This is a genomic window from Streptomyces sp. NPDC025806, assembly GCF_055558275.1.
In genome coordinates, this window is the sequence record NZ_JBVHMU010000003.1 from 386,126 (window position 1) to 411,140 (window position 25,015).

Sequence of the window (25,015 nt, forward strand, 5' to 3'; positions counted from 1 at the left end):
ACGGACCCGCCGGCGCTCCGCTCAGAGCGTGCCGCTCGCCCGGTAACGGTGCTCCGGGCGGCCCGCGTCGCCGTAGCGGAGGGTCAGTTGGAGGGTGCCGGTGTCCTGGAGGTGGCGGAGGTAGCGCTGGGCCGTGGAGCGGCTGAGGCCGGCGCGGAAGGCCACCTCCTGGGCCGAGAGCGGGGTCTCGGAGCGGGCGATGACCTGGTAGATCAGATCCGCGGTGGGGCCCGACCAGCCCTTCGCCGGGGGCGTGGCGCCGCCCGGCGGGGTGCGGACCGCGCCGAAGATGCGGTCGATGCGCTGCTGTCCCGGCGCCGTGCGGCCGCCCGCGTCCCGCAGGGAGCGGCGCAGTTCGACGTAGCTCTCCAGGCGGGAGCGCAGGCCGTCGAAGGTGAACGGCTTGACGAGGTAGTGCAGGACGCCGTAGCGCAGCGCCGCCTCCACGACCTCGACGTCCTGCGCGGCCGTGACCATGATGACGTCGCTGCGCACGCCCTGCCGGCGCAGCGCCCGCACGAGGTCGAGGCCGGTGCGGTCGGGCAGGTAGTGGTCGAGGAGGAGCAGGTCGACCTCGCGGGACTCGAGCAGGCGCATGGTCTGGAGGGCCGTGTGGGCCGTGCCCGCGACGCGGAAGCCCGGGGTCTTCTCCACATAGGCGGCGTTGATCTCCGCGACGTGGAAGTCGTCGTCCACCACCAGGACATCGATCATGAGGGTTCTCCAGCCAGGACGGACGGGTGCGGGGTGGCCGGCGCGGGCCGGGACACGATGTCGGGGAAGGTGACCGTGAAGACGGCGCCGCCGCCGGCCCGCGCGGCGATCCGCGCGGTGCCGCCGTAGCGCTCGGCGAGACTGCGCACCATGGCGAGGCCGAGCCCGCGCCCGCGGTGCGCGGGGGACTCCTTGGTGCTCCAGCCCTCCTGGAAGATCGTGTCCCGCAACTCCACGGGCACGCCCGGCCCGTTGTCGCTGACCCGTACGACGACGGTGTCCCGCTCCACGAACGCCTCCACCTCCACCACCGGCCGCGCCGTGCGCCCGCCGCCGACCACGTCCAGCGCGTTGTCGATGAGATTGCCGAGCACGGTCACGACGTCCCGCGCGTCGATGAGCCCGGTCGGGAGGTGCGTGCGGTCGGACAGGCGCAGGGTCACGCCCCGCTCCGACGCGATCGCCGACTTGCCCACGAGCAGCGCCGACACCATCGGCATCCGCACCCGCTCCGCGAACTCCTCCGCGCAGGCGCGCCGCGCCCGGGTGAGCCCGGCGACGTAGCTGCGCGCCCGTTCGGTCAGGTCGAGTTCGAGGAAGCCGAGGACGGTGTGCAGCCGGTTGGCGTGCTCGTGGTCCTGGGCGCGCAGGGCGTCCAGGAGGCCCTTGATGGAGTCGAGTTCGCGGCCCAGGAGCTCCACCTCGGTGCGGTCCCGGAGCGTGACGACCGCGCCGCCGTCGGGGGTCGGCATCCGGTTCGCGATCAGCACCCGGTTCTCGCGCACGGTCAGCAGGTCCCGCCCGGTCACCTCCCCGGCGATCACGTCCCGCGAGCGGCCCGGCGGCAGCACCTCGTCCAGGCCCCGCCCCTCCGCCCCGTCCTCCAGCGCGAGCAGCCGCGCGGCCTCGTCGTTCACGAGCCGCACCCGCCCGCGCCCGTCCAGCGCGATGACGCCCTCGCGCACCGCGTGCAGCATCGCCTCCCGCTCCGAGAGCAGCGCCGCGATGTCGGCGACGGACACCCCGTGCGTGCGCTTGCGCAGGGTGCGGGCCACGAGGAACGCGGCGCACGCCCCGACGGCCAGCGCCGTCCCCGCGTACCGCAGCAGCCCGGGCAGCGCCGACAGCAGCCGGTCCTGCACCCCGGAGTACGCGATGCCCACCGACACCGCCCCGATCACCTCGCCGGTCGCGTCCCGCAGCGGCACCTTCGCCCGCGCCGAGCGCCCCAGCGTGCCCCGGTCGACCTCCAGGGCGACCCGTCCGTGCAGCGGGATCGAGGGATCCGTCGAGACACGGTGCCCGACCTGCCGTGCGTCCGTGTGCGACCAGCGGATCCCGCGCCGGTCCATCACCACGACGTACAGCGCGCCGGTGGCCCGCCGTGTCCGCTCCGCCTGCCGCTGCACCGGCCCGCCGGCGTCGGCCCGCGTCGTCAGCAGCCCCTGTGCGACCTGCGGGTCGGCCGCCGTGGTCTGCGCGACGGCCAGCGCCTGATGCTCGGCCTGGTCGTCGAGCTGGGTCCGCAGCGGTTGCAGGAACAGGCCCGTGAGGAGCAGCAGCACCCCGGTCGTGATGAGCAACTGGGCGATGAGGACCTGGGCGAACACCTGCCTCGGCCAGCCGATGCGCAAGCGGGCCACTTTTCTGACACCTGCCTTCGGGAACTTTCCCGCACGACCAGACGTTTCGCGAGGGTGTCCGCACCGTAACCGGCCCGGTCTGACCTGGGAAGAGTTCCGGCGGGACCCGGTGCCGCCGCCGTCGGCACAATGAGCAGAATCCCTTTTACGCGCACAATCCGCGGTTGCCGGAGAAAACTTCCGCCGCGCTCCGGCCCTTCCTAAGTTCCGCGGCATGACTTCCAGTCCGGCCATCGAACTGCGCGGGGTGCGCAAGGCCTTCCGCACCCCCTCCGGCGCCTCCCACACCGCCGTCCACGATCTCGATCTGACCGTCCAGCAGGGCGAGTTCGTCGCCGTCGTCGGTCCCACCGGCTGCGGCAAGTCGACCACCCTCACCCTCGTCAGCGGGTTGGAGGAGCCGACCGACGGCGAGGTGATGCTGTCCGGCACCCCGGTGCGCGGCATCGACGAGCGGGTCGGCTTCGTCTTCCAGCAGGACGCCACCTTCCCGTGGCGGACCGTCCTGTCCAACGTCATGGCCGGCCCCCGCTTCCGGGGCGTCCCCAAGGCGGAGGCGAAGGAGCGGGCCCGCGCCTGGCTGGCCCGCGTCGGCCTGACCGACTTCGAGGACCGCTACCCGCACCAGCTGTCCGGCGGCCAGCGCAAGCGCGTCGCCCTCGCCGCCACCTTCGTCAACGACCCGTCGATCCTCCTCATGGACGAGCCGTTCTCCGCGCTCGACGTCCAGACCCGCGCCCTCATGTCGGACGAGCTCATGGAGCTGTGGGCCGGCACCGGTTCCTCCGTCGTCTTCGTCACCCACGACCTGGAGGAGTCGATCGCCCTCGCCGACAAGGTCGTCGTCATGACCGCGGGCCCCGCCACGGTCAAGGAGGTCTTCACCATCGACCTGCCCCGCCCGCGCCGCGTCGAGTCGATCCGCCTGGAACCCCGCTTCGTCGAGATCTACCGCGAGATCTGGTCCTCGCTCGGCGAGGAAGTCCGCATCACCCGCGAAAGGGGCGCCCAGCATGTCGCCTGACACCACCGCGAGCGCCGTACCGCTCGCGAAGACGGACGCCCCGGTGTCCGCCCGCACCGCCGAACGGGCCCGCGCCGCACGCCGCCGCCGCGCCGTCGTCCTCCTCGCCCGCGCCGCCGTCCTCGTGTTCGTCCTCGGCGTCTGGGAGTGGTTCTCCCGCGCCGGGATCATCGACCCGTTCAACTTCTCGATGCCCTCGAAGATCTGGGACCAGATCCAGCAGTGGGCCCTGCACGGAACGCCGCAGGGATCCCTGCTCGAACAGATCTGGTACACGCTCTACGAGGCCCTGCTCGGCTGGGTCGTCGGCGTCATCGCCGGTGTCGTGCTCGGCATCGCGCTCGGCCGCGTCCGCTTCCTGGCCGACGTCATGGGCCCGTACATCAAGGTCCTCAACGCCCTGCCGCGGATCGTCCTCGCGCCGATCTTCCTCATCTGGTTCGGCCTCGGCCCCGCCTCGAAGGTCGCCTCCGCCGTCGTCCTCGTCTTCTTCCCCGTCTTCTTCAACGCCTTCCAGGGCGCCCGCGAGGTCGACCGCCATCTCATCGACAACGCCCGCATCCTCGGTGCCCGCGACCGTCAGGTCACCTTCCAGGTCGTCATCCCCGCCGCCACCTCGTGGATCTTCACCAGCCTCCACGTCAGCTTCGGCTTCGCCCTGATCGGCGCGATCGTCGGCGAGTACATCGGCGCCACCAAGGGCATCGGCCTGCTCGTCTCCGCGTCCCAGGGCACCTTCAACTCCGCCGGCGTCTACGCGGCCATGGTCATCCTCGCCGTCGTCGCCCTACTCGCCGAAGCGCTGCTCACCTTCCTCGAGAACAAACTCTTCCGCTGGAAGCCGGCCGCCACGGAAGCCCGTTGACCTCCCTCCGCACCTCCGTCCCCTTTTCTCAGGAGCACCCATGTCCCGTAACAAGCTGACCGTCCGTCTGACGGCCGCCACCGCGGCCCTCGTCGCGCTCACCGCGCTGAGCGGCTGCGCCGACGAGGTCTCCTCCAAGGCCACCGAGGGCGGGGGCGGCGGCAAGGGCGAGAAGGTCAAGATCATGGTCGGCGGCATCGACAAGGTCATCTACCTGCCCGCGATGCTGTCCCAGCGCCTCGGCTACTTCAAGGACGAGGGCGTGAACGTGGAGCTCCTGAGCGAGCCCGCCGGCATCGACGCCACGACCTCTCTCGTCGCCGGGAACGTCCAGGGCGTCGTCGGCTTCTACGACCACACCCTGGACCTCCAGACCAAGGGCAAGTCCGTCGAGTCCGTCGTGCAGCTCGCCCAGACGCCCGGCGAGGTCGAGATCGTGTCCAACAAGGCGGCGGGCGACCTGAAGTCCCCGAAGGACTTCAAGGGCAAGAAGCTCGGCGTCACCGGCCTCGGCTCCTCCACCGACTTCCTCACCAAGTACCTCGCCGTCCACGACGGCGTCGCCGTCGACCAGTTCACGAACGTGGCGGTCGGCGCGGGCCAGACCTTCATCTCCGCGCTGCAGAAGGGCTCCATCGACGGCGGCATGACCACCGACCCGACCGTCGCGCAGATCCTCGACAAGAAGCTCGGCAAGGTCCTCGTCGACATGCGCACCCCCGAGGGCTCGAAGCAGGCCCTCGGCGGCCTGTACCCGTCCTCCAGCCTCTACATGAACACGGACTGGGTGAACGGCCACAAGGACACCGTCCAGAAGCTCACCAACGCGTTCGTCCGCACCCTCAAGTGGATGTCCACGCACAGCGCGAAGGAGATCGCCGCGAAGATGCCCAGCGACTACGCGCAGGGCGGCGAGGGCCTCTACGCGCAGGCCATCGAGAGCACCCTCCCCATGTTCACGAAGGACGGCCGCATGCCGGCCGACGGCCCCGCGACGGTCCAGCGCGTCCTGAAGTCCTTCAACCCGAACCTGAAGGACGCCACGATCGACCTGAAGAAGACCTACACGACCGACTTCGTCGAGAAGGCCGGCTGACCCGTGACGGCCGGACCCGTCACGGCCGGGCGACGGCGAGGCTGACGACGTAGCGCTCCTCGACGGTGCCCGACGGGAACACCTCGGCCAGCAGGGCACGTTCGGCCGCCAGAAACGCGGCCGTGCGCTCCTCGCCGAGCACGAGGAAGTCGGAGAAGCTGCTCAGATTCGCGAGGTGCACGTCGAGCGGCACCTCGCGGGACCACCTCACCTGCCGGGTCGCGAAATCGACCCCGGCGGGCAGCCGGCGGAACCGGGCCTGTGGATCGGGCCCGGTTCCGCCGTTCCTGTCGAACAGGCGGAGCAGACGCGCGTCCTGGTCGGCGATCCAGGGCACCGTCGCGTCCGAGTCGTTCCACCACAGCGCGAGCGCCCCCCCCGGGCCGCAGCACCCGGCGGGCCTCCGGCACCGAGCGGCCCGGGTCGGTCCAGTGCCAGGCCTGGGCGTACGTGAGCACGTCGACGGAGCCGGTGGCCAGCGGCAGCCGGTTGCCGTCACCGAGCACGAGCGGGACGTCCGGCAGCCGGCGCCGGAACTCACGGGCCATCCCGGGGCCCGGCTCCACCGCCACGACCCGCGCCCCGCGGTCATGAAGCAGCCGGGTCCCCAGCCCCGTACCGGCCCCGACATCGGCCACCCGCGCCCCGCGCAGCGGCCGCCCCGCCAACTCCTCGATCACCGTGAGCAGTTCGGGCGGGTACGAGGGGCGGCTCGCCGCGTACCGCGCGGCGGCCCGGTCGAAGGAGAGGCCCTGGGGCGTGTCGGTCGTCATACGGGCATCCTGCGCCGCGCCCGCCCCGGACCGGGCCCGACTACGCGCCCCGCGAAATGGCACGCGCGGGCGGGCCCCCTGGCGCCGGTCGGCGTGCAGGGGGCCCGGGCCGTCGGTGGTGCGGGGTCAGTGCTGGTCGGACTTGAGGAGGTCGGCGCATTTCTCGCCGATCATCATCGTCGTGATGCACGGGTTGACCGTGACGAGGTCCGGCATGACCGAGCCGTCGGCGACGCGCAGGCCCTCGACGCCCTTGACGCGCAGGCGGGCGTCGAGCGGGGCGAGCCGGTCGTCGTCGGCGCCCATCTTCACCGTGCAGGCGGGGTGGTAGACGGTGTTGTGGGTCTTGTGGATGTAGTCGAGGAGCTCGTCGTCGGTGCGCACGTCCGGGCCGGGGGCCAGCTCGGCGCCCTTCCAGCCGGCGAGGGCCGGCTGCTCGGCGATGCGCCGGGCCAGCTTCAGGCCGTACGTCATCACGCGGACGTCGTGCTCGTGGGTGAAGTAGCGCGGGTCGACCTTCGGCTTGTCCCGGTAGTCGCGGGTGCGCAGCCGCACGGTGCCCTTGGAGCGGGCGCGGGTCACGTTCGGGGTCAGGCAGAACGCGTTCTCGGTGGTGGGGTAGCCGTGCCGGGCCGTGTTCATGTCGAAGGGCACCGAGCCGTAGTGGAACATCAGGTCGGGCCGGTCCAGGCCGGGCTCGGTGTCGTAGAAGATGCCCGCCTCCCACCACTGGCTGGACCGCGTGGGCATCGGCTGCTTCGCCTCCCACATGATGACGCCCTCGGGGTGGTCCTGGAGGTTCTCGCCGACGCCCGCCGAGTCGACGAGGACGTCGACGCCGGTCTCGCGCAGGTGCGCGGCCGGTCCGATGCCGGACAGCATCAGCAGCTTCGGGGTGTCGATCGAGCCGCAGGAGACGATGACCTCGCGCCGGGCGCGGACCGTGCGGGTGTGGATCTGGTCCGGGTCGAGGTACTCGGCGCCGACGCAGCGCCGCCCCTCGAAGACCAGCTTCTTGGCGCGGACACCGGTCAGGACGGAGAGGTTGGGGCGCCGGCCCATGATCGGGTGGAGGTACGCCACCGAGGACGACTGGCGGACGTTGTTCTCGTCCGAGTTGATCTGGAACCAGTTGGCGCCCCGCACCACCGTCGTCCCCGTGTTGAAGGGCGCCGTCGGGATGCCCGCCTGCGCGCAGGCCTCCAGCAGGGCCGTGCCGCACGGGTCGTCGGCGCCCTTGAGGGTGCGCAGCTTCACCGGACCGGAGCGGCCGTGGTGGTCACCGGGGGCGTCGTTGTTCTCCAGACGCCGGTAGAGCGGGAACAGGTCGGCCGCGCTCCAGCCCGTACAACCGCCGGCGGCCCACGCGTCGAGGTCCTCGGCGGGTGCCCAGAAGGCGATGCACGAGTTGTGCGAGGAGCAGCCGCCGAGCACCTTGGCGCGGGCGTGCCGCATGAAACTGTTGCCGCTGGACTGCGGTTCCACCGGGTAGTCCCAGTCGTAGCCGGACTCCAGCAGGCCCATCCAGCGGTCGAGCCGCAGCACGTTGTCGTCGCCGACGTCGCTCGGTCCGGCCTCCAGGACGCAGACCGTGACGTCCGGGTCCTCGGTCAGGCGGGCCGCGACGACATTGCCCGCGGTGCCGCCCCCGACGACGACGTAGTCGAACACATCGGTGGCTGTGGTGGCGTCGTTGCCGGCTTCAGTGCTCATCGGGTGGTGACCTCTTCCGGGTGGGCGTCGGGGAGGGAGGGAGGAGTGGACTCGGCGGCCCGCGCGGCGTGTTCGGCGAGCACGCAGGTGCGGTGGCGCTGGACGAACCAGTAGTAGACGAACCCGCCGGCGCCGATCACGCCGACGAACAGGAACGCGCCCCAGCGCAGGTACCAGTGGAACGGCGCGGTGGCGTTGTAGACGGCCGCGCGGGGCCAGAGCAGATTGACGGTCATGCCCGTGCCCCACAGCACGGCGAGGATGTTGACGGGCAGGCCCCAGCGGCCGAGCGAGAACCGGCCGCCGTCGGCGGGCCGCCACGTGCCGCGCAGCCGCGCCACCAGCATCGGCCCGGTGACCAGCAGATAGGCGATGTAGATCATCACGATGCCGATGCTGGTGACGACCGTGAAGATCTGCGGCTGGCGGATGTTCACGACGAGGATCCCGAGCGACAGCACCCCGATGATCACGGCCGGTGCGACCGGCGTCTTGAAGCGCGGGCTGACCCGGGCCAGCAGCGAGGACGCGGGCAGGTTGTTGTCGCGGGACATCGCGAAAGCGAGCCGGATCGCCGCCGTGTGCACGGCAAGGGCGCACACCGTCACCGCGATGAGCACGCACCACAGCACGGCCTTGCCGGCCGTCGGGCCGAGCACGTCGAGCACCACGTACTGCAGTCCGTCCGAGGAGAGCTTCTCGCCGTGCAGCGAGGAGACGCTCATCAGGGCGAGCAGCAGGATCAGCCCGCCGAGGACGAACGAGGCGACGATCGAGCGGATGATGGCGCGCGGCGCGTTGCGCGACGGGTCGAGGGACTCCTCGCCGAGCGAGGACGCGGTGTCGAAGCCGTACATGACGTACGCGGAGGCCAGCGAGGCGACGAGGAAGGCGCCGAGATAGCCGAAGGACTGGCCGTCCCCGGTGTGCGCGGTCTGCGTCACCACCTGCGGCCCGCGCACGATGTGCACCGCGAACAGGACGATGAGGACGACGGTGGCGATCAGTTCGATGAAGACACCGGCCGTGTTGATGGTGGCCATGAGCTTCACGCCGAACGCGTTGACGAGCGTGGTGAAAAGGATCAGTACGGAAGCGAGGATCACGGCGTTCGTGGCCACGTCGTACGTGCCCGTGCCGTCGCCGACGAACTGGAAGAAGGACGAGATCTGCGGCAGCGTCAGCTGGTAGGCGAGGGCGACGGCCGCGATGGACACGACCGAGGCGAGGAGCATCATCCAGCCGGCGAGCCAGCCGATGTGCGGATTGCCCACCTTCTTCGCCCAGTTGTAGACCGAGCCGGCGACCGGATAGCGGGCGGCCAGTTCGGCGAAGCACAGGGCGACCATGACCTGCCCGGCGAACACCATGGGCCAGGACCACCAGTAGGCCGGGCCGCCGTTCGCGTAGCCGAAGTAGAAGAGCTGGAAAGTGCCGGTGAGGATCGAGATGTAGCTGATGCCCGCGGCGAAGGTGTGGAAGCTGCCGAGCGTGCGCTTGAGTTCGGGCCGGTACCCGAACTCGGCGAGCTCGCTGTCGTCAGAAGTGCTGTCGTCAGAGGTGCTGCTGTGGGAAGTCGGCTTCATCGACGTCTCCTTGAGTGGGGGAGTCACGTCTGGATCAGGCGAACCAGCCCTGCGGGGCCGGGCGGGTGTTGCGCCAGATGTGCTTCGTCTCGCGGTACTCCGCGAGCCCTGCGGGGCCCAGCTCACGGCCGGTGCCCGACTGCTTGTAGCCGCCCCATTCGGCCTGCGGGACGTACGGGTGGAAGTCGTTGATCCACACCGTGCCGAGCCGCAGCCCCGCCGCGACCCGGCGGGCCTTGGCCTCGTCGCTCGTCCAGACGGCGCCGGCCAGCCCGTAGATCGTGTCGTTGGCCAGACGCACCGCCTCGTCCTCGCTCGTGAACCGCTCCACCGTCAGGACCGGGCCGAACGACTCGTCCTGGACGACCGACATGGAGGCCGTGCACGCGTCCAGCACGGTCGGCGGGAAGAAGTGGCCCTTCTCGTAGGCCTCCCCGTCCGGACGGGCGCCGCCGCACCGCAGCACCGCCCCCTCCGCGACACCGCGGGCGACGTACGCCTCGACCTTCTCCAGATGGCCCTCCGAGATCAGCGGACCGGTCTGGGCCCGCTCGTCGAAGGGGCCGCCGAGCCGGATCTCCCGGGCCCGGCGCACCACCTCGTCCACGAACCGGTCGTGCAGCGCGTCCTCCACGAGCAGCCGCGCCCCGGCCGAGCAGACCTGCCCCGAGTGCAGGAACACCGCGGTGAGCGCCATGTCGACGGCCGTGTCGAAGTCGGCGTCGGCGAACACGATGTTGGGGTTCTTGCCGCCCAGTTCCAGCGCCACCTTCTTGACCGTTCCGGCGGCTGCCGCCATCAGGAGGCGTCCGCTGCGCAGGCCACCGGTGAAGGAGAGCAGGTCCACGTCCGGGTGGTCGGCGAGCGGGGCGCCCGCCTCCGGGCCCGCCCCGAGGACCAGGTTCGCGACGCCGGCCGGCAGCCCGGCCTCCTCCAGGAGCCGCATGAGGTGGATCGCGGTGTGCGGGGTCAGCTCGCTCGGCTTGAGGACGAAGGTGTTGCCCGCGGCGAGCGCGGGCGCCACCTTCCACGCGGTCTGGAGCAGCGGATAGTTCCACGGAGTGATCAGCGCGCACACGCCGACCGGCTCGTGCACGACGTGGCTCTCGGCGTCGGGCACGCCCGTCTCGACGACGCGGCTGTCGTCGATCGCCGCGAGCCGCCCGAAGTACCGGAAGCAGTTCACGATGTCGTCGATGTCGTACTCGCTCTCGACGAACCGCTTGCCCGTGTCGAGGGACTCGGCGCGGGCGAGCGCGGCCTTGTCCCGTGCCAGCAGGTCCGCGACGCGCAGCAGCAGATCGCCGCGCTCGGCGGCCGTGGTGCGCGGCCAGGGCCCCTCGTCGAAGGCGCGCCGTGCGGCGCCGATCGCCTCCAGGGTGTCCTTGGGCCCGGCCTCGTCGACGACGGCGACCAGCGCACCGTCGGCGGGGCAGCGGATCTCCCGGCCGCGCCCCTCGCGCGCGGAGGTCCACGCGCCGTCGATGTACAGCTCAGGCATGGTCCACCCCCAGCTGCCGGGTCAGCCATGCGTGGAAGATCGTGATGTGGTGCTCGGTCGGCACCAGGACACCTCCGTCGCGGTAGGCGCGCGAGGACATCGCCGGCTGGGTGCGCTCACAGGCCTCGAAGTCCTGGAGGTTGACCCGGTGGAACAGCTCCACCGACTTCGACACGTCGGCGCCCGACTCCACGACCTGGGGGGCGTACAGCCAGTCGCACTCGACGATCGTGCGGTCCTCGGACACGGGGAACATGCGGTGCAGGATCACGTGGTCCGGCACCAGGTTGACGAACACGGTCGGCTTGACCGTGATCGCGTAGTAGCGGCGGTCCTGGCCGTCGGCGACCTCCGGCAGCCGGCCGAAGCCCTCGCTGCCGTCGACCGTGAAGCCCTTGACGTCGTCGCCGAACTCGGCGCCGTGGCCCACGTAGTACTGCGCCGCGTACCCGTCCGCGAACTCGGGGAGCACCTCGGTGAGTTCGGGGTGGATCGTCGCGCAGTGGTAGCACTCCATGAAGTTCTCGACGATCAGCTTCCAGTTGGACTCCACGTCGTAGGTGATGCGCTTGCCGAGCGCCAGGTCCTCGGTGCGGTACTGGTCGATGGCGGCCACGTCGCCGAGGCGCTCCACGGCCGCGCCGATCACCGTCTCCTCGAAGGAGGGGGGTTCGTCGGCGAGGCAGACCCAGGCGTAGCCGAGCCACTCCCGCAGCGCGACCTTCACCAGGCCGTACTGCGCGCGGTCGACGTCGGGCATCTTCGTCAGGTTCGGCGCCGCGACGAGCTTGCCGTCGAGGTCGTACGTCCAGGCGTGGTACGGGCACTGGAGGTTGCGGCGCACCTCGCCCGACTCCTCGGTGCAGATCCGGGCGCCGCGGTGCCGGCAGGTGTTCAGGAAGGCGCGCAGTTCACCGGTGCGGGACCGGGTGATCAGGACGCTCTCCCGGCCGATCTGCACGGTGCGGAACGCGCCGGGCTTGTCGAGGTCGGCGCTGCGCACGGCGCAGAACCACATGGTCTCGAAGATTCGTTCCTGCTCCAGGCGGAACAGGTCGGGGTCGGTGTAGTAACGCCCGGGCAGGGTGGACACCAGGCTGGGGGCGACGGGGGACGTCGTCACGTGCGTACTCCTCAGGCGGGCGCGGCGGCGAGGCGGTTGGGGTCGAACAGCTCGATGGGGTGCTCGGTGGCGCCGTTCAGGGCGAGGTCGGCGACGATCTCGCCGACCACCGGCACGAACTTGAAGCCGTGGCCGGAGAAACCGCAGGCCACGGTGACGGAGCCGGGGTGCTCGGGGTGCCGGGCGATCACGAAGTGTTCGTCGGGCGTGTTGGAGTACATGCAGGTCGCGGCCTTCAGGAAGGTGCCCGGCAGGCTGGGGATCTGGCGGGACATGTGCTCCGCCATGGCGTTGATCTCGTCGACGTGCACCTCCCGGTCGATCGTCTCCGGGCTGCACTCGGTGCCCTTGCGGAAGAAGGCGACCTTGGCGCCGAGGTCCGGGCCGTCGATCGACGGGAACCCGTAGATCTGCACGCCCCGCACGTCCTCCCAGATGTAGACCGGGTGCCGGTCGGGGCGGAACGGCTCGACGCCGCCGGTGGGCTGGAACCAGTACATGACCTGCCGCTCGACGGTGAACGGCACCCCGAGGTCGGTGAGCAGCTGCGGCGCCCAGGCGCCGGGACAGATCACCAACTGGCCCGCGGTGTACGTGTTCTCGGCCGTGTGCACCCGCACACCGCCGCCCGCGAGGGGCTCCCAGCGGGTCATCGGTTCGTTGAAGTGCAGGTCGGCGTCGTGGCGGGTGGCGAGCTGGAGGTGGGCGACGACCGTGTTCTCCGGGCGGACGAGGCCGGCGCGCGCCTCGTGGAGCGCGATCTCGTCGTCCTGGGGGTTCAGGGTCGGGAAGCGGCGGCGGATCTCCGGCGCGTCGAGGATCTCGTGCGGCAGGTCCCACTGCCGCGCCGAGTGCACCGAGCCGGCGACGGCGCGGGAGTCGGGCCGGCCGAGCATGAGGCCGCCGCACAGCGTGGCGACCTCCCGGCCGGTGGCCCGCTCCAGCTCCTCGTACAGCTCGTACGAGCGCAGCAGCAGCGGCACGTACGCGGGGTCCTCGAAGTAGGCCTGCCGGATGATCCGGGACCCGCCGTGGCTGGACCCGCGGTTGTGGGCGGGGCCGAACTTCTCCAGGCCGAGGACACGGGCGCCGCGCGCCGCCAGATGGTGGGCGGCGGCGCTGCCCATGCCGCCGAGGCCGATCACGATCACGTCATAGGTGGGGGACATTCTGGATGCCTCCGGGGGGATCGCAGGGGGAGGGTTCAGCGGCGGATGCGGGTCATCTTCGGGTCGAACAGGGGCTCCTCGGCGACGGTGGCCGGGACCTTCTCGCCGAAGTACTCGACGTGCACACCGGTGCCCGGCTCCAGCGGCGGCAGCCACGCGTACGCGACACAGCGGCCCAGCGTGTAGCCGTAGGAGGCGCTGGTGACGTACCCGGCGGGGGCGCCGTCGACATGGACGGGCTCCTTGCCGAGGACGACGGCCGCCGGGTCGTCGAGGAGCAGCGCGGTGAGCCTGCGGCGCGGCTCGGGCAGCGCCTCCAGGGCGGCCCGGCCGACGAAGTCGCCGCGGTCCATGCGGACGGCGAAGCCGACGCCGGCCTCGTACGGGGTGTGCTCCTCGGTCATGTCGTGGCCCCAGGAGCGGTAGCCCTTCTCCAGGCGCAGGCTGTTGAACGCGGAGCGGCCGGCCGCGATGACGCCGTGCTCCTGTCCGGCCTCCCACAGCGTGTCCCACAGGCGCAGGCCCAGGTCCGCGGTGGTGTACAGCTCCCAGCCCAGTTCCCCCACGTACGACAGGCGCATCGCGGTGACGGGGACATGGCCGAGGTAGGTCTCCTTCGCGCGGAAGTAGCCGAAGCCCTCGTGCGAGAAGTCGTCGCGGGTCAGGGGCTGGACGAGATCGCGGGCGAGCGGGCCCCACACACCGATGCAGCAGGTGCCCGACGTGATGTCCCTGACCTGTACGCCGTCCGTGGCGTGCCGCAGCAGCCAGTCGAGGTCGGTGGGGGAGTTGGCGCCGACCTGGAAGCGGGCCGGGGCGAGCCGGGCCACGGTGAGGTCGGAGCGGATCCCGCCGGCCTCGTTGAGGAGCAGGGTGTAGGTGACGGCGCCGGGCTTCTTGGCGAGGTTGTTGGACGTCATGCGTTGCAGGAAGTCCAGCGCGCCGGGCCCGGTGACCTCCAGGCGGCGCAGCGGCGTCATGTCGTACAGAGCGACCTTCTCGCGGGTCACCCGTGCCTCGGCCGCCGCGATCGGCGACCAGTGCCGGGCCGCCCACGCGTCGCGCTCGGGCACATCGGCCGCCAGGCGGGCGTTGGCCTCGTACCAGTGCGGACGCTCCCAGCCGCCGCCCTCCAGGAAGTGCGCGCCGAGCTCCTGCTGACGGGCGTAGAAGGGGGAGACCCGCAGCGGGCGCGGCTGCTCCATCGTCTGGAGCGGGTGGATGACGTCGTACACCTCGACGAACTGCTGCGCGCCCCGGTCGTGCACGTAGGCGGGGGAGCGCTGGGCGTCCTCGAAGCGGGTGAGGTCGCACTCGTGCAGGTCGAGCGAGGGCCTGCCGTCGACCATCCACTCGGCGACGGCCTTGGCGACCCCGGCGGAGTGGGTGACCCACACGGCCTCGGCGAGCCAGAAGCCGCGCAGGTCGCGGCTCTCGCCGAGGACCGGCATGCCGTCGGGGGTGAAGGAGAAGACGCCGTTGAAGCCCTCCTCGATCTCCGCGTCGCGCAGGACGGGGAGCAGCCAGCGGCAGTCCTCCCAACTGGGCGCCCAGTCCTCCTCGGTGAACGGGTACGAGGAGGGCATGTCCATGTTCTTGGCGCGGGCCGCGTCGTAGCCGGGCACCGCGAACGGGTCGACGGGCAGCGGCTGGTGGGCGTAGGAGCCGATGCCGATGCGGTCGGTGTGCTCGCGGAAGTACAGGTCGCGGTCCTGGAAGCGCAGGATCGGCTTCGAGGCCTCGGTGCGCGGGTCGTTGACGCCGTCGAGCTCCGGCAGCGGCTTCGTCTTCGCGTACTGGTGGGCGAGCGGGAGCAGCGGGATGTCGATGCCGGCCATGCGGCCGACGACGGGGCCCCAGAAGCCGGCGGCGGACACGACGTGGTCGGCGGGGAACGTGCCGCGGTCGGTGACGACGCCGGTGACCCGGCCGTTCTCCTGCTCGATGCCGGTGACGGTGTGGCGCTCCAGGAAGGTGGCGCCGCGCTCCTGGGCGCGGGTCATCTGCGCGCGGGAGGCGAGCAGGGCGCGGGCCAGGCCGTCGTCGGGGGTGTGGAAGCCGCCGAGGACCTTCGACTCGTCGACGAGCGGCCACAGTTCCTTGCAGCGGGCGGCGGAGACGAGCTCGCCGCGCACGCCCCAGGAGGCGGCCCAGCCGGCCTTGCGGTGCAGGTCGGCCCAGCGCTCCTCGGTGGTGGCGAGCTCCAGGCCGCCGACCGGGTTGAAGCAGGAAAGCCCGTCCACCTCCAGGGAGTTGAACTTCTCCACGGTGTACCGGGCGAACGCGGTGAGAGTCTTGGACGGGCCGGTCTGGAAGACGAGGCCCGGGGCGTGGGAGGTGGAGCCGCCGGGAGCGGGCAGCGGCCCCTGTTCGAGGACGGTGACGTCGGACCAGCCGCGGGCGGTGAGTTCGTCGGCGAGGGAGCAGCCGACGATGCCGGCGCCGATGACGACGACGCGGGGGCCGCGGGCGGCGGCGGATTCGGGGGTGCTGGACGTGCTGGACATGCCCCTCCTCAGGTGGTGGGGACGGCAGGGAGAAAGGTGGCGGCCTCCCGCCTCCGGGGAGGCGGGAGCGCGCGTCAGGCCGCGGGCACGTGGGGCCGCTCGGCGGCGACCGTCGTGTGCGCGCCGTGGCCGGTGTGGACGACGGTGTCGTCCGGGAGGGTCAGCAGCCGGTCGCGGATCGAGGCCACGATCGTCGGCGCGTCGGAGTAGGAGCGGCCGGTCGCGCCCGGACCGCCGTGGAACAGGGTGTCGCCGGTGAACACGGCACCGAGCGACGGGACGTACAGGCTGCAACTGCCCCAGGTGTGGCCCGGGGTGTGCAGCACGCGGACCTCGGCGCCGGCCACCGACAGGCGCATCCCGTCGGCGAGTTCGGCGTCGGGCTTCCGGTCGCCGTGGACCGTCTGCCACAGCTCCTGCTCGGCGGGGTGCAGCAGGACCGGGGCGCCGCTCGCCTCCGCGAGGGCGACAGCGGCGCCGATGTGGTCGTCGTGGCCGTGCGTGCAGACCACGGCGACGATCCGGCGGCCCGCGACGGCGGCGAGGATCGCGGGCGCGTCGTGCGCGGCGTCGACGACGAGCACCTCGCTGTCGTCGCCGATCAGCCAGACGTTGTTGTCGACGTCGAAGGTCTCGCCGTCGAGGCTGAACGTCCCGGACGTGACCACGCGTTCGACGCGCACGGAGCCGGCGGTCGCCGCCGTCACAGGACGACCACCGAGCGCAGCACGTCGCCGTGGTGCATCTTCTCGAAGGCCGCCTCGACCTTGTCGAGCGAGATCGTCTCGGTGACGAACGCGTTCAGGTCGAGCAGCCCGTACAGGTACTGGTCGATGAGGAACGGGAAGTCGCGGGTCGGCAGACAGTCGCCGTACCAGGAGGACTTGAGGGCGCCGCCCCGGCCGAACAGGTCGATGAGCGGGATCTCGACCTTCATCTCCGGGTCGGGGACGCCGACCTGGACCAAGGTGCCCGCGTGGTCGCGCATGTAGAAAGCCTGCTTGTACGTCTCGGGCCGGCCCACCGCGTCGATCGCGATGTCCACGCCGAAACCGTCGGTGAGCGCCCGCACGGCCTCGACGGGGTCGGTGCCCTTCGAGTTGATCGTGTGCGTGGCGCCGAACTTCTCGGCCTGGTCGAGCTTCTTGTCGTCGATGTCGACGGCGATCACCTTGCGCGCGCCGTTGAGGCAGGCGCCCGCGATCGCCGCGTTGCCGACGCCGCCGCAGCCGATGACCGCGACCGTGTCGCCGCGCTGCACGTTGCCGGTGTTCACCGCGGCGCCGTAACCGGCCATCACGCCGCAGCCGATGAGCCCCGCGGCCTCCGGGCGGGCCGCCGCGTCGACCTTCACCGCCTGCCCGGCCGCGACCAGGGTCTTCTCGGCGAAGGCGCCGATGCCCAGGGCCGGGGTGAGCGGGGTGCCGTCGAGCAGGGTCATGGGCTGCGTCGCGTTGCGCGAGTCGAAGCAGTACCAGGGCCGGCCGCGGCGACAGGAGCGGCAGGAGCCGCAGGGGGCGCGCCAGGCGATGACCACGTAGTCGCCGGGGGCGACGTCGGTGACGCCGGGGCCGACCTCCTCGACGGTGCCCGCCGCCTCGTGGCCGAGCAGGAAGGGGAACTCGTCGTTGATGGCCCCCTCCCGGTAGTGCAGATCCGTGTGGCAGACCCCGCAGGCCTGCACGTTGACCAGGACCTCGCCCGGTCCGGGATCGGGAACGACGATCGTCTGCACCTCGACGGGTGCGCCCTTCTGCAGAGCGACGACGGCACGGACCTCGTGTGGCACGACCCAACCCCCTTGCTGTTGCGCATCGTACGAATCGTTGCGCTATGAGGAACGACGAGACACATCTTGGGAACGCGGCGGGGGTCCGTCAAGAGGTTGTTCTCAAGAGGTGCGAGACCGGCGGGCGCACGACCCGGCGCACCCCGGCGCGCGAGAGCGCATCGGAAACGCGGCGGAAACCGAAAAGAACGCGGAGTCAGGCTTTCCTGACTCCGCGTTCAGTATGCGTTCCGTGCGCTTTCGGCGTGCGTACGGCGTGCGTACGGCGTGAAAGACGCCCTCAGCAGGCGTATCCCATCCGGCGCGACAGCTCCGCCGCGGCCGCCACCGTGTGCTCGGCGATCACGGCGAGCCGCTCCTCGGTCATCCGGTACACCGGCCCGGAGACGCTGATGGCGCCGATCACCTTGCCGTCGTGCGAACGGACCGGCGCCGCGACCGCCGCGAGCCCGATCTCCAGCTCCTCCACGGCGATCGCGTACCCCTGCCGGTCCACGGTCTCCAGCTCGCCGCGGATCGCCGCAGTGCCCACGATCGTGTGCGGGGTGAACCGCGCGAGGCTGCGCGCCGCCATGCCCTCGCGCAGAGTGGGGGGAAGGTGCGCGAGCAGGACCTTTCCGCTGGACGTGGCGTGCAGCGGGGTGCGCCGGCCGAGCCAGTTCTGCGCGGTGACGGAGGCGGCGCCGCGCGCCTGCATGATGTTGACCGCGGCGTCGTCGTCCAGGACCGCGATGTTCACCGTCTCGCCCAGCTCGTCGGCCAGTTCGCGGCAGACCGGGCCGCCCTCCTGGGAGATGTCGAGGCGTGCCGCCGCGGCTCCCGCCAGGCGCAGCATCGCGGCGCCGAGGTAGTACTTGCCCCGGTCCTTGGCCTGGCCGACCAGGCCGCGGTTCTCCAGGACGCCGAGCAGACGGAACGCCGTGGACTTGTGCACCCCCAGTTCGTCGGCGATCTCCGTCACGCCGGCCTCGCCGCGCCGCGCGAGGCTCTCCAGGACGCTGATCGCCCGGTCGACGGACTGCACGGAGCCGGCGGCACCCTTGGCCGGCTTGTCGGGGGCCGGGTTCAGGAGCTCGGACGCCTCGGAGGGCGTCCGGACGGCTCTGACGCGACTGTTTCCGCCCGTGCTGGACTTACTCGCTGCACCCTTCCTGACCTGCTTCTTCTCGTGGGGCATAGCTGAATTCTCACCACCTGGCGGCACCTTGGCGGGCCGCATCTGCGAGAAGCCCTTGACTCGGCGGGCATCCCGACCGGATTCTGTTGCGCATGGCGCTCTTGAGTGCGTGATGCGAAACAATAGGTTACCGGTCGGTCCAGAACAACGAGGGGGACGCATGATTCCCGTCTGCCGCCTTGAAGACCTCCCCGAGGGAGAGTCCGTCCGCATCGACAGCATGCCGCCGATCGCCGTGTTCCACACCGACGGCTCGCTGTACGCCATCGACGACACCTGCACCCACCAGGATGCCTCCCTCTCGGAGGGATTCCTCGAGGGCTGCCTGGTCGAATGCCCGCTCCACGAGGCGTCGTTCGACCTGCGGACGGGCGTGCCCACGTGCGCCCCCGCCCGCCGCCCGGTCCGCACGCACCGGGTGACCGTCGACGACGGCATGATCCACGTCCACCCCGCGGCCGAGGCGACCACCGCGGCCTGACGCACCCCGCCCGGGAACGGCGAGCTCCACACCCCGCCGGGCGCACCGCACCACACCGCACGACGGACGCGAAAGGCAGAGACTCATGAGGACCGTGACCGTGGTGGGCGCCTCGCTCGCCGGACTGTACGCCGCCCGGGAACTGCGGGCCCAGGGCTTCGACGGCCGGCTGGTGATCGTCGGCGACGAACCGCACCGCCCCTACGACCGCCCCCCGCTGTCCAAGGACTTCCTGTCCGGCAAGGCGCAGGAGAGCGACCTCGCCCTCTCCGACGACGCCGAGACCCTCGAACTGGGCGCCGAGTGGATCTTCGGGGTGCGGGCCCGCGGCCTCGACGCCCGTGGCCGCGTCGTCCTCCTGGAGGACGGCCGCACCGTCTCCACCGACGGCCTCGTCATCGCGACCGGCGCCCGCGCCCGCCGCCTGCCCGGCCCCACGCCGGCCGGCGTGCACACCCTGCGCACCCTCGACGAGGCCCGCGCGCTCCGCGCCGACCTGCTGCGCGGCCCGCAGCGCGTCGTGGTGATCGGCGGCGGGTTCATCGGCGCCGAGACCGCCTCCTCCTGTGTCGCCCTCGGCCACGACGTCACCGTCGTCGAGGCCGCGCCCCTGCCGCTGCTGCCGCAGCTCGGCCCCGACATGGCCGCCGTCTGCTCCACGCTGCACGAGCGCGGCGGCGCCACGCTCTTCACCGGGACCGGCGTCGCCGCCCTCGAAGGCGACCCGGCGATCACCGGAGTGCGGCTCGCCGACGGCCGGGTGCTCCCGGCGGACGTGGTCGTCGTCGGCATCGGCGCGGTCCCGAACACCGAGTGGCTGGCCGGGTCCACGCTCGCCGTCCACGACGGCGTCCTGTGCGACGACGGCTGCGTCACCGCCCTGCCGCACGTCGTCGCGGTCGGCGACGTGGCCCGGGTCGCCGGCGCCCGCGCGGAGCACTGGACCAGCGCCACCGCCCAGCCCCGGGTCGCCGTACGCAACCTCCTGGCGGGCCGCACGGTGGAACACGCCCGCCCGCTGCCCTACTTCTGGTCGGACCAGTACGGCTCGCGCATCCAGTTCGCCGGGCGCCGCCGCGAGGGCGACGTGCCGCGCATCGTCGAGGGCACGATCGAGGAGGGCAGCTTCCTCGCGCTCTACGAGCGGGAGGGCCGCACGACGGCCGCCCTCGCGATGAACCGGCCGCGCCCGTTCACCCGCGTCCGGCGCGAACTGTCCCGCGCCGAGGCGCAGTCGGCGGCGCCCGCCGTCGCCGCCGGGCCCGCCGCGCCGGTCGCGGCCGCGCTCTGACCGTAGTCGCGCATCTGCGTTCTCCGTATCTCTGAGCCGAGGAGTATTCGTGCTGCACACCTCCCTGCGTGAGCTCGACCCGGATGTCGCCGCCGCTGTCGACGCCGAGCTGAAGCGTCAGCAGTCGACCCTGGAGATGATCGCGTCGGAGAACTTCGCTCCGGTCGCCGTCATGGAGGCCCAGGGCTCGGTCCTCACCAACAAGTACGCCGAGGGCTACCCGGGCCGCCGCTACTACGGCGGCTGCGAGCACGTCGACGTCACCGAGCAGATCGCGATCGACCGGGTCAAGGACCTGTTCGGCGCCGAGTACGCGAACGTGCAGCCCCACTCGGGTGCCTCGGCGAACCAGGCGGCCCTGTTCGCGCTGGCCAAGCCCGGTGACACGATCCTGGGTCTGGACCTCGCGCACGGCGGTCACCTCACCCACGGCATGCGCCTGAACTTCTCCGGCAAGCAGTTCGACGTGGTCGCCTACCACGTCGACGACTCCGGTCTGGTCGACATGGCCGAGGTCGAGCGCCTGGCCAAGGAGCACCGCCCGAAGGTGATCATCGCCGGCTGGTCGGCGTACCCGCGTCAGCTGGACTTCGCCGAGTTCCGCCGCATCGCCGACGAGGTCGAGGCGTTCCTGTGGGTCGACATGGCCCACTTCGCCGGCCTCGTCGCCGCCGGACTGCACCCCAACCCGGTCCCGTACGCGGATGTCGTCACGTCCACGACGCACAAGACGCTCGGCGGCCCCCGCGGCGGCATCATCCTCGCCAAGAAGGACTTCGCGAAGAAGCTCAACTCGTCCGTCTTCCCGGGCTTCCAGGGCGGTCCCCTGGAGCACGTGATCGCGGCCAAGGCGGTCTCCTTCAAGGTCGCGGCGAGCGAGGACTTCAAGGAGCGCCAGCAGCGCACGATCGAGGGTGCCCGCATCCTCGCCGAGCGCCTGACCTCCGAGGACGCCCGCAAGCACGGCGTGAACGTGCTCTCCGGCGGCACCGACGTCCACCTCGTCCTCGTCGACCTGCGCGAGTCCGACCTGGACGGGCAGCAGGCCGAGGACCGCCTCCACGAGGTCGGCATCACGGTCAACCGGAACGCCGTCCCGAACGACCCGCGCCCCCCGATGGTCACCTCGGGTCTGCGCATCGGTACGCCGGCACTCGCCACCCGCGGTTTCGACGCCGACGACTTCCGCGAGGTCGCCGACGTCATCGCCGAGGCCCTCAAGCCGTCCTACGACGCCACCGCGCTCAAGGCCCGCGTCACCGCGCTCGCCGACAAGCACCCGCTGTACCCCGGCCTGTAAGGACCGAGGGGGCCGGACAGGGAAGCGGCCCGGCCCCCCGACGCGCCCCCGGCGGAGCCGAAGCGCAGGACGACGAAATCCGCAGCGGGCGGACGGCGCGGTCAGTACAGCGGGCCGCCGCCGAAGGCCGCCCGGTGCGAGACGGCCCGGCGGCCGTCCGGCTCGGTGACCTCGTACTCCTCGGCGAGTTCGGCCACGACGAAGGTGTGGCCGCTGCGCTCGGGGAGCCGGGGGTCGTCCGTGAGGCGCGCGATGACCGCGCCGACGAACTCGGGGGACTCCGCGTCGGCCAGCTTGAACCCGGCGACCTCCTCCACCCCGGCCTCGACCAGGCCGTCCGTACGGACGAGGCCCGGCCACAGCGACACCGCCGAGACGCCCGCGGAGGCCAGCTCGTGGCCCATGTCGGCGGCCATCTTGTCCAGGCCCGCCTTGGAGACGCCGTAGAGCACGGAGTGCAGCGGGGCGCGGGCGCCGAACGAGGAGATGTTGACGATGAGTCCGCTGCCGCGCTCCACCATGTGCCGGGCCGCGTGGACGGAGGCGACGTAGTGGGCGCGCAGGCCGACGCCGATCAGCGGTTCCCAGTCGGCGACGGGCCGGGTCCAGAACGGGTCCTCGAAACCGGCCATGTCCTCGGGCGCGGCCCACACGTTGTTGACCAGCAGGTCGAGCCGGCCCCGCTCCTGCGTGATCCGCGCGATCAGCGCCTCGATCTGGGCGTCGTCCCGGTGGTCGCAGCGCAGGCCGACGCCCTCGCCGCCGGCCTCGGTGACCCGGCGCGCGGTCTCCGCCTGCGGGCCGCCGGGGTCCGGCTCGCCGCGGCCGGTGACGTACACGGTCCAGCCCTGCGCGCCGAGCGCGGTGGCGATGCCCCGGCCGACGCCCTTTCCGGTGCCGGTGACCAGCGCGACGCGTGTCGTGGCGGTGTCGTTCACAGCAGTCCTCCCTCGTCGACGACGTACCCCTCGGGCAGCGGGCGGGTCAGCGACCAGAGGCTGCGGAAGTGGTGCCTGGCCAGCCGCCAGGCCCCGTCCTCCACGACGTACCGGTCGTCGTACTCGCCGCACAGCACCCGCTCCGTGCGGTCCACGAGGTTCAGCTGGCGGAACCGCAGGGTCCAGCGGCCGGTCGCCTCGGTGGGGGAGCGGAAGGTGATCTCCGGGTGCACGCCGTGGTGCATGTCCAGGACCCGGTGGCCCTGTTCGTCGCGGGCCAGCGCGATCTGCCGGAAGAGATCGACCAGTTGGTCCACGGTCGCGAACGCGCCCAGCTCCCCGTAGTCGATGTCGGCGCCCTCGCGGACGAAACAGGCGCGGAACCCCTCGGGGTCCTTCTGGTCGCAGGCCCGCAGATAGCGGTACTTGAGCTCCTCGATCTCCTGCCGCGCCTCGATGCGCGCGACGCGCTCGGCGAGGCCGGCGGTGGACTCGGACGACATGGCCGGACTCCTCGGGGTGGGATGTGGTCCGGCGACGTTAGGCAGCGGGCCCGGGTGCGGGCCACGCCCGCTCCCGGTCAGCGGGAGCCGTCCGAAAAGCGATGCAGGGCCACAACGAAATCCGTAGGCATCGATGATCAACTCGACGGAACAAGCGTCGAATCGGCCTCGTTCTGCGCGAAAGCGCAGATCTGGTCTTGTGCTACTCACCGGTCATGGGCATGATCCGGCTCACGTCGCGGCCGAGAACGGCCGAGAACGGCCGACAACGGCCAGGGACGTCTAGGAGAGGCGCAACCGGTGCACAACGGGGCCAGCAACAAAAGCGGGTTGAGAACAGGGAGTCTGGGGACGTTCGACTCCGTCGTCCTCGCGATCGCGGGCTGCGGTCCCGCCTACACGGCGATGGCCATGGCCCCCGCGCTGATGGCCGCCGTGGGCTTCGCCGCCCCCGCCGTGCTGCTCTACTGCGCGGTGCCCACCCTCGGCATCGCGCTCGCGTTCCGCCACCTCGGCCGCCTGGACGTCAACTCCGGCGCCACGTACTCCTGGGTGGCGCGCACCCTCCACCCGTTCCTCGGCTTCCTCTGCGGCTGGGCCGTGGTCGTCGCGACGACCGTCTTCATGATTTCCTCCACCCAGCCGGCGGGCGCGGCCACGCTGTCCCTGTTCGGCGAGGACCTGGCCCGCAACGAGGGTCTCGCCACCGGCGTCGGCCTCGGGTGGTTCCTGCTGATCGCGGCCCTGGTCGCGTTCGGCACCCGGCTCGGCGCACGGGCCCGGGCCGTCGCCGTCGGCGGCCAGCTCCTCCTGCTCGTCGTCGTGGCCGTGGCCGCGCTCCTGCGGAGCAAGCACGCCGCGTCCTTCTCCCTCTCCTGGTTCGGCTTCGGGCACTTCGACGCCGCCCACAGCTTCACCGCGGGCGCCCTCATCGCCGGCGCGCTGTTCTGGGGCTGGGACGTGACGGCCAACCTCAGCGAGGAGACCCGGCGCGGACGCGGCGGCGCCGGACGCGGCGGGCTGATCGGCCTGCTCGTCACCGCCGCCAGCTTCCTCCTCGTCGCGGTCAGCGCGAACGTCCTGCTCGGACCGGCCGCGGGTGCGGACAGCGCCGGCTTCCTCACCGCCTTCGGCGACGCGGCCCTGCCGGGCTTCGGCGGCGACCTGCTCGTCCTCGCCCTGCTGCTGTCCACCGTCGCGACCCTGGAGACGACGCTGCTCCAGGCCACCCGCACGCTGTTCGCCATGGGCCGCGACCGCACCGTGCCGTCCTTCCTCGGACGGATCCACCCCGAGCGGCAGACGCCGATGATGTCGACGCTCCTCGTCGCCGCGCTCTCCGTCCTCGTCCTCGGTCTGATCGCCGTACTGGGCACGGGGTTCGGCATCCTCGAGGACGCGCTCGTCGGCATCGGCCTGCTGATCACCTTCTACTACGCGCTCGCCGGCATCGCCGTCGTCGTCGCCTACCGCCGCGAGCTGCTGCGCTCGGCCGGCAAGCTGCTGCTGCTCGGGCTCTGGCCGCTGGCCGGCGCGCTGTTCAACGTCTGGATCTTCGCCGTGTCGATCCCGGACATGAACACCGCCCAACTGGCCATCGGACTCGGGTCGCTGGCCCTGGGCCTGATCCCGGTGACCGTCGCGCGGGTCCAGGGCGGCCGGTCGTACTTCCGCCCGAGGCCGCTGAATCCGCGGGACGTCGAGGCCGCGGAGCAGGCCCTGGAGGGTGCGGAGCCGGTCACGGCCGCCGCCGGAGGCCGCAGGGACGGCGTCCTCACCGACTTCTGATCCGTCCCGTACGCCACGCATCCAGGGGGAACCG

Annotated in this window: 20 protein-coding genes and 1 pseudogene; 7 read left to right on the forward strand and 14 right to left on the reverse strand. The window is 71.8% G+C overall.

All coding sequences use genetic code 11. The features are described from left to right. Positions 1-21: 21 nt before the first annotated feature. Entirely contained in the window at positions 22-714 is a 693-nt protein-coding gene (locus tag ACZ4E1_RS08805) for a response regulator (RefSeq protein WP_467537184.1), read from the reverse strand. After that, positions 711-2,357: an ATP-binding protein gene (locus ACZ4E1_RS08810; protein ID WP_467537185.1), complete on the reverse strand. Its 1,647-nt coding sequence runs from the start codon at positions 2,355-2,357 to the stop codon at positions 711-713. The genes ACZ4E1_RS08805 and ACZ4E1_RS08810 overlap by 4 nt, the downstream gene beginning before the upstream one ends. A 214-nt stretch (positions 2,358-2,571) precedes the next feature. Between ACZ4E1_RS08810 and ACZ4E1_RS08815 the strand changes: the two genes are divergently transcribed. From ACZ4E1_RS08815 to ACZ4E1_RS08825, 3 genes are read left to right on the forward strand one after another with little or no spacing between them, the layout of a single operon-like run. Further along, on the forward strand, positions 2,572-3,381 hold the full coding sequence (locus ACZ4E1_RS08815) for an ABC transporter ATP-binding protein (protein WP_467537187.1): 810 nt from the start codon (positions 2,572-2,574) through the stop codon (positions 3,379-3,381). Beyond that, positions 3,371-4,246, forward strand: coding sequence for an ABC transporter permease (locus ACZ4E1_RS08820; RefSeq protein WP_467537188.1), 876 nt, complete (start codon positions 3,371-3,373; stop codon positions 4,244-4,246). Before ACZ4E1_RS08815 ends, ACZ4E1_RS08820 begins: the two co-directional genes overlap by 11 nt. Before the next feature lie 40 nt (positions 4,247-4,286). Next, a complete protein-coding gene (locus tag ACZ4E1_RS08825) occupies positions 4,287-5,342 on the forward strand; it encodes an ABC transporter substrate-binding protein (protein ID WP_467537189.1) in 1,056 nt (351 codons plus the stop codon). Positions 5,343-5,361: 19 nt separating this feature from the next. On the opposite strand, the pseudogene ACZ4E1_RS08830 reads toward ACZ4E1_RS08825, so the two are convergent. The 10 genes and pseudogenes from ACZ4E1_RS08830 to ACZ4E1_RS08875 form a co-directional block, all read right to left on the reverse strand. After that, a pseudogene (locus tag ACZ4E1_RS08830) lies at positions 5,362-6,115 on the reverse strand (class I SAM-dependent methyltransferase). A 126-nt stretch (positions 6,116-6,241) separates the two neighbouring features. After that, on the reverse strand, positions 6,242-7,828 hold the full coding sequence (locus tag ACZ4E1_RS08835; RefSeq protein WP_467537191.1) for a GMC family oxidoreductase: 1,587 nt from the start codon (positions 7,826-7,828) through the stop codon (positions 6,242-6,244). Then, complete coding sequence (locus ACZ4E1_RS08840; protein ID WP_467537192.1) at positions 7,825-9,414, reverse strand: APC family permease; 1,590 nt, start codon at positions 9,412-9,414, stop codon at positions 7,825-7,827. Before ACZ4E1_RS08840 ends, ACZ4E1_RS08835 begins: the two co-directional genes overlap by 4 nt. Before the next feature lie 34 nt (positions 9,415-9,448). After that, the gene (locus ACZ4E1_RS08845) at positions 9,449-10,915 is read right to left on the reverse strand and encodes an aldehyde dehydrogenase family protein (protein ID WP_467537194.1); all 1,467 of its coding nucleotides are present in this window, start codon (positions 10,913-10,915) and stop codon (positions 9,449-9,451) included. Continuing rightward, positions 10,908-12,038, reverse strand: a complete 1,131-nt coding sequence (locus ACZ4E1_RS08850; RefSeq protein ID WP_467537196.1) for an aromatic ring-hydroxylating oxygenase subunit alpha — start codon at positions 12,036-12,038, stop codon at positions 10,908-10,910. Before ACZ4E1_RS08850 ends, ACZ4E1_RS08845 begins: the two co-directional genes overlap by 8 nt. Before the next feature lie 11 nt (positions 12,039-12,049). Continuing rightward, positions 12,050-13,207, reverse strand: coding sequence for an N-methyl-L-tryptophan oxidase (gene solA, locus ACZ4E1_RS08855; RefSeq protein WP_467537197.1), 1,158 nt, complete (start codon positions 13,205-13,207; stop codon positions 12,050-12,052). A 35-nt stretch (positions 13,208-13,242) separates the two neighbouring features. Continuing rightward, on the reverse strand, positions 13,243-15,714 hold the full coding sequence (locus ACZ4E1_RS08860) for a GcvT family protein (protein WP_467537199.1): 2,472 nt from the start codon (positions 15,712-15,714) through the stop codon (positions 13,243-13,245). Positions 15,715-15,788: 74 nt separating this feature from the next. After that, complete coding sequence (locus ACZ4E1_RS08865; RefSeq protein ID WP_467537201.1) at positions 15,789-16,421, reverse strand: MBL fold metallo-hydrolase; 633 nt, start codon at positions 16,419-16,421, stop codon at positions 15,789-15,791. Next, positions 16,418-17,503, reverse strand: a complete 1,086-nt coding sequence (locus ACZ4E1_RS08870; protein WP_467537203.1) for an S-(hydroxymethyl)mycothiol dehydrogenase — start codon at positions 17,501-17,503, stop codon at positions 16,418-16,420. Before ACZ4E1_RS08870 ends, ACZ4E1_RS08865 begins: the two co-directional genes overlap by 4 nt. Positions 17,504-17,783: 280 nt before the next feature. Next, positions 17,784-18,527: an IclR family transcriptional regulator gene (locus ACZ4E1_RS08875; RefSeq protein WP_467537602.1), complete on the reverse strand. Its 744-nt coding sequence runs from the start codon at positions 18,525-18,527 to the stop codon at positions 17,784-17,786. 313 nt (positions 18,528-18,840) lie between these two features. Between ACZ4E1_RS08875 and ACZ4E1_RS08880 the strand changes: the two genes are divergently transcribed. The 3 genes from ACZ4E1_RS08880 to glyA all read left to right on the forward strand — a co-directional run bounded on the left by ACZ4E1_RS08880 (position 18,841) and on the right by glyA (position 21,752). Then, a complete protein-coding gene (locus ACZ4E1_RS08880) occupies positions 18,841-19,161 on the forward strand; it encodes a bifunctional 3-phenylpropionate/cinnamic acid dioxygenase ferredoxin subunit (protein WP_467537204.1) in 321 nt (106 codons plus the stop codon). 85 nt (positions 19,162-19,246) lie between these two features. Beyond that, positions 19,247-20,452, forward strand: a complete 1,206-nt coding sequence (locus tag ACZ4E1_RS08885; protein ID WP_467537206.1) for an NAD(P)/FAD-dependent oxidoreductase — start codon at positions 19,247-19,249, stop codon at positions 20,450-20,452. 52 nt (positions 20,453-20,504) lie between these two features. Next, the gene (gene glyA / locus ACZ4E1_RS08890) at positions 20,505-21,752 is read left to right on the forward strand and encodes a serine hydroxymethyltransferase (protein WP_467537604.1); all 1,248 of its coding nucleotides are present in this window, start codon (positions 20,505-20,507) and stop codon (positions 21,750-21,752) included. A 101-nt stretch (positions 21,753-21,853) separates the two neighbouring features. Here glyA and ACZ4E1_RS08895 read toward each other — a convergent pair whose 3' ends face one another. Continuing rightward, entirely contained in the window at positions 21,854-22,690 is an 837-nt protein-coding gene (locus ACZ4E1_RS08895) for an SDR family NAD(P)-dependent oxidoreductase (protein ID WP_467537208.1), read from the reverse strand. Then, positions 22,687-23,193 (reverse strand): nuclear transport factor 2 family protein, encoded by a 507-nt coding sequence (locus ACZ4E1_RS08900; protein WP_467537210.1) that lies wholly within the window; start codon positions 23,191-23,193, stop codon positions 22,687-22,689. The genes ACZ4E1_RS08895 and ACZ4E1_RS08900 overlap by 4 nt, the downstream gene beginning before the upstream one ends. Positions 23,194-23,523: 330 nt before the next feature. On the opposite strand from ACZ4E1_RS08900, the gene ACZ4E1_RS08905 reads away from it, so the two are divergent. Next, on the forward strand, positions 23,524-24,981 hold the full coding sequence (locus tag ACZ4E1_RS08905; RefSeq protein WP_467537212.1) for an APC family permease: 1,458 nt from the start codon (positions 23,524-23,526) through the stop codon (positions 24,979-24,981). Positions 24,982-25,015 lie beyond the last annotated feature (34 nt).

What these genes read in the sequence shown, in the direction of transcription:
- ACZ4E1_RS08835 (WP_467537191.1), bottom strand. Translation starts at nt 7,828, where the DNA reads ATGAGCACTGAAGCCGGCAACGACGCCACCACAGCCACCGATGTGTTC.
- ACZ4E1_RS08815 (WP_467537187.1), top strand. Translation starts at nt 2,572, where the DNA reads ATGACTTCCAGTCCGGCCATCGAACTGCGCGGGGTGCGCAAGGCCTTC.
- ACZ4E1_RS08900 (WP_467537210.1), bottom strand. Translation starts at nt 23,193, where the DNA reads ATGTCGTCCGAGTCCACCGCCGGCCTCGCCGAGCGCGTCGCGCGCATC.
- ACZ4E1_RS08860 (WP_467537199.1), bottom strand. Translation starts at nt 15,714, where the DNA reads ATGTCCAGCACGTCCAGCACCCCCGAATCCGCCGCCGCCCGCGGCCCC.
- ACZ4E1_RS08820 (WP_467537188.1), top strand. Translation starts at nt 3,371, where the DNA reads ATGTCGCCTGACACCACCGCGAGCGCCGTACCGCTCGCGAAGACGGAC.
- ACZ4E1_RS08840 (WP_467537192.1), bottom strand. Translation starts at nt 9,414, where the DNA reads ATGAAGCCGACTTCCCACAGCAGCACCTCTGACGACAGCACTTCTGAC.
- ACZ4E1_RS08845 (WP_467537194.1), bottom strand. Translation starts at nt 10,915, where the DNA reads ATGCCTGAGCTGTACATCGACGGCGCGTGGACCTCCGCGCGCGAGGGG.
- solA (WP_467537197.1), bottom strand. Translation starts at nt 13,207, where the DNA reads ATGTCCCCCACCTATGACGTGATCGTGATCGGCCTCGGCGGCATGGGC.
- ACZ4E1_RS08825 (WP_467537189.1), top strand. Translation starts at nt 4,287, where the DNA reads ATGTCCCGTAACAAGCTGACCGTCCGTCTGACGGCCGCCACCGCGGCC.
- ACZ4E1_RS08805 (WP_467537184.1), bottom strand. Translation starts at nt 714, where the DNA reads ATGATCGATGTCCTGGTGGTGGACGACGACTTCCACGTCGCGGAGATC.
- ACZ4E1_RS08885 (WP_467537206.1), top strand. Translation starts at nt 19,247, where the DNA reads ATGAGGACCGTGACCGTGGTGGGCGCCTCGCTCGCCGGACTGTACGCC.
- ACZ4E1_RS08880 (WP_467537204.1), top strand. Translation starts at nt 18,841, where the DNA reads ATGATTCCCGTCTGCCGCCTTGAAGACCTCCCCGAGGGAGAGTCCGTC.